This window comes from Ferrovibrio sp., assembly GCF_029255545.1.
In the GTDB taxonomy this organism is placed as follows: domain Bacteria; phylum Pseudomonadota; class Alphaproteobacteria; order Ferrovibrionales; family Ferrovibrionaceae; genus Ferrovibrio.
The window spans coordinates 59,301-62,656 of record NZ_JANLJJ010000029.1 but is presented as its reverse complement, the minus strand read 5'-3'; the positions used below and the strand labels follow the sequence as shown (position 1 = coordinate 62,656).

The window sequence follows — 3,356 nt, the reverse complement described above, 5'->3', positions numbered from 1 at the left end:
TGCGGCAGCCCCGGGAAAGTGGAGGTCCGGGCCGGAATTGAACCGGCGTACGCGGATTTGCAGTCCGCTGCGTCACCACTCCGCCACCGGACCTTGAGAACGCGCCCCTTACTAAGGGTTTCGGCCCAGTGGGGTCAAGGGCTTCCGCCCAGCCCGGGGCCCCTGGTCCGACCCCTGTCCCGGCCCCTGGTCCCGGCCCCGGTTCAGGGGAGGCTGACGGGCCGGGCCGTGGACGTGACGCCGATCACCGGCTGCCCTGACGAAGCCGGCTAACCCATAATACGAGCATTGTTTTTGCGGCATCGCAGCATTATAACGGCGCCAGTATTCCATCGCGTATCTTACCCGCGTCCCAGCCCGGATTCCGACCCCATGGCACAAGCCGACCGCCAATTCGCCGAAGCGCGCCGCCAGATGGTGCTGACCCAGCTCCGCCCCAACAAGGTGATCGACGAGCAGTTGATCGCCGCGATGGCAGCCCTGCCGCGTGAGCAATTCGTTCCCAAGGCCTATCGCGGCGTCGCGTATATGGACGAGGATGTGGCGGTTGCCCCCGGTCGTTACCTGATGGAGCCGATGGTGCTGGCGCGCCTGCTGCAGGAGGCTGAAATCCAGCCCGCCGAGGTGGCCCTGGTGGTGGGTTGCGGCACCGGCTACGAGGTCGGCGTGCTGGCCCGGCTGTGCAGCACGGCCATTGGCCTGGAAAGCGATTCCACCCTGGCGCAGCAGGCCAGCCAGACCCTGCAGGCCCTGAGCATCGACAACTCGGCCATCGTCGAAGGCGCCCTGAAGGACGGCCTCGCCAAGCAGGGTCCGTTCAACGTCATCCTGATGACCGGCTCGGTGCCGGAAATTCCTGCCACCCTGCTGGCGCAGCTGACCGAAGGTGGCCGCCTGATTGGCGTGGTTCGCCCGACCGAAGCGCCGATCGGCCATGCCGTGCTGGTCAAACGCAGCGGCCCGCTGTTCCCGCAGCGGGTTCTGTTTGATGCCGGCACGCCGCCGCTGCCCGGTTTTGAGCGTCCGGCCGGTTTCGTGTTCTGAGCCGATGTCGCAAGCCCAGCAACCGCTTGAGATCGACGTTGCCGAGTTGAGCGCATGGCGCAAGGCCGGTCGCGATGTGACGGTGCTTGATGTGCGCGAGGATTGGGAAATTTCCACTGTCGCGCTCGACGGCGCCCGGCATATCCCAATGCGGCAGGTGCCCCAGCGTGCGGGGGAGCTGCCCAGTGACAAGCCGCTGGTGGTGATGTGCCACCATGGCGGTCGCAGCCGCCAGGTGACCGCCTGGCTGCGGCAGAACGGGTTTTCGCAGGCGATCAATCTGGCCGGCGGCATTCATGCCTGGGCCGAACGGATCGATCCATCGCTGGCGACCTATTGAGTGGCGTACCCAAACAAACGAATAAATAAGATTTCAGGGAATACGATCGGGGCTCGGCGCGTCGTGACGATGATGAATGGAAAAAAGGACGGGTGGGCGTTATGAGCTTCAAATCTGCTTTGCTGGCGTCGGCATTGGCATTCGGTTGCATCGCCGTCGTACAGCCTGCCGCGGCGCAGTCGCTCAACGAGGCCCTGAGCGCGGCCTATAACAACAACCCGACCCTGCTGGCCGCGCGCGCATCGCTGCGGGCCACGGATGAAGGCGTGCCGCAGGCGCTGTCCAACTGGCGCCCGACCGTCAGCGTCACCGGCGAAGTCGGCCGCTTGAACCAGGATTACCGGCAGAACTCAGCGACGCAGCCCGATGGCGTGATCACGCCGCGCACGCTGTCGCTCACTGTTTCGCAGCCGCTTTACCGTGGTGGTCGCACGGAGTCCGCCACGAATGCCGCCGAGGCGCTGGTCCTGGCCGGCCGGCAGGATCTCGCCAGCACCGAGCGGCGCGTGCTGCTCGATGCGGTGACGGCCTATATGGATGTGGTGCAGAACCAGGCGGTGCTTGATCTTAATCGCAACAACGAGGAAGTGCTGCGCCGGCAGCTGGAGGCGACACGTGAGCGCTTCCGGGTTGGCGAGATCACCCGCACCGACGTTGCCCAGGCGGAATCGCGCCTGAGCCGCGCCACTGCCGACCGGATCTCGGCCGAAGGCGCGCTGATTTCCGCCCGCGCCGTCCTGGCCCGCGTGATGGGCGAAACGCCGCGCACCCTGACGCCGCCGCCGCCGCTGCCGCAATTGCCCGGCAACGAGGAAGAGGCACTGGCCATTGCCTATGATGATAATCCGGATCTGCTGGGGGCCCGGTTCCGCGAGGTTGCCGCGAAACACGACGTGCGCACGATTTCCGGCGCTCTGCTGCCGACGGTGTCGCTGAACGGCACCGCGACCAAGGCGGATGAAACCACCACCAGCCATGTCGATTATGAGTCGGGTAAGATCGCGTTGTCGGTAACCATGCCGCTGTATGAGGCGGGCTCGACATACAGCCAGACCCGCCAGCGCAAGCAGACCCATAACCAGCGCCGCATCCAGGTGGAGGAGCAGCGCCGCAGCGTGCGCCAGTCAGTGACCCAGGCCTGGGAAAACCTCACCACCGCGCGCTCGAATATCGTGGCGCGCACGGCCCAGGTGGACGCCGCCCGCATCGCCCTGGAAGGCGTGCAGCAGGAGGCCGAGGTCGGCTCGCGCACCACGCTCGACGTGCTGGATCAGGAGCAGGAATATCTCGACGCCCGGGTGGCCGAGGTGCGCGCCCGTCGCGACGAGTATGTCGCGGGCTACACGCTGCTGTCGGCCGTTGGCCGGCTCGGCGCTCGCCAACTGGCGCTGCCGGTCGAGTTCTACGACCCCGAGACCAACTACAAGCGCGTGCGCGACAAGTGGTTCGGCACCGATGGTGGTCTGAACGCGGAATGAGGGCTGGCATCCGGCCGGATTTCGCGGCGAATCGGGCGAAAAGCGCAGCCGGACCGGGAATTTGGGAAAAATCCCTTAACCCAGGTTAACAGTTCGGTTATCTTTCCTGCGCATACCATTGACCGATGATTCGGCGGTGGCCTGCATCGTTGCGATGGCCGTCCGTCACGGTTTCCGGCCGCCGCCAAAATGTAACGCGACCCCGGCCCTTTGATGGGTCCCGGGTGCAGGATGTGTCAGGCGAGGGATGAGCGACCCAAAAGCTGGTCAGAATGAACCGACGATGGAGGAAATCCTTGCCTCCATCCGACGGATCATTTCCGAGGACGGAGCCGATCAGCAGCCCGCACCGCCTGCCGAGGAGGAGCCGGCCGCGCCGCCGGCCGAGCCCGAGTTCGAGCCCGAGCCGATGATGGCTGAGCCGGAACCCGAGCCGGAGCCGGAACCCGAGCCGGAACCGCTGTTCGAACCCGAGCCGATGCCTGAACCGGAGC

General features: G+C 65.9%; 3 protein-coding genes, 1 tRNA gene and 1 pseudogene. 4 read left to right on the top strand and 1 reads right to left on the bottom strand.

The annotated features are described in order from the left end of the window. Positions 1–19: 19 nt before the first annotated feature. Positions 20–93, bottom strand: a tRNA-Cys gene (locus Q1J79_RS05300). A 279-nt stretch (positions 94–372) separates the two neighbouring features. On the opposite strand from Q1J79_RS05300, the gene Q1J79_RS05295 reads away from it, so the two are divergent. The 4 genes and pseudogenes from Q1J79_RS05295 to Q1J79_RS05280 all read left to right on the top strand — a co-directional run. Beyond that, positions 373–1,044 carry a protein-L-isoaspartate O-methyltransferase gene (locus tag Q1J79_RS05295; protein ID WP_300297480.1) on the top strand — a complete coding sequence of 224 codons (672 nt, stop codon included), beginning with the start codon at positions 373–375 and terminating at the stop codon, positions 1,042–1,044. Between the two features lie 4 nt (positions 1,045–1,048). Next, complete coding sequence (locus Q1J79_RS05290; RefSeq protein ID WP_300297477.1) at positions 1,049–1,384, top strand: rhodanese-like domain-containing protein; 336 nt, start codon at positions 1,049–1,051, stop codon at positions 1,382–1,384. 101 nt (positions 1,385–1,485) lie between these two features. Continuing rightward, a complete protein-coding gene (locus tag Q1J79_RS05285; protein WP_300297475.1) occupies positions 1,486–2,862 on the top strand; it encodes a TolC family outer membrane protein in 1,377 nt (458 codons plus the stop codon). 283 nt (positions 2,863–3,145) lie between these two features. Next, positions 3,146–3,356, top strand: a pseudogene (locus Q1J79_RS05280) (DUF2497 domain-containing protein); the annotation flags it as partial.

Bases quoted from the DNA above. Each gene is read 5' to 3' on its own strand.
- Q1J79_RS05295 (WP_300297480.1), top strand. From the start codon at position 373: ATGGCACAAGCCGACCGCCAATTCGCCGAAGCGCGCCGCCAGATGGTG.
- Q1J79_RS05290 (WP_300297477.1), top strand. From the start codon at position 1,049: ATGTCGCAAGCCCAGCAACCGCTTGAGATCGACGTTGCCGAGTTGAGC.
- Q1J79_RS05285 (WP_300297475.1), top strand. From the start codon at position 1,486: ATGAGCTTCAAATCTGCTTTGCTGGCGTCGGCATTGGCATTCGGTTGC.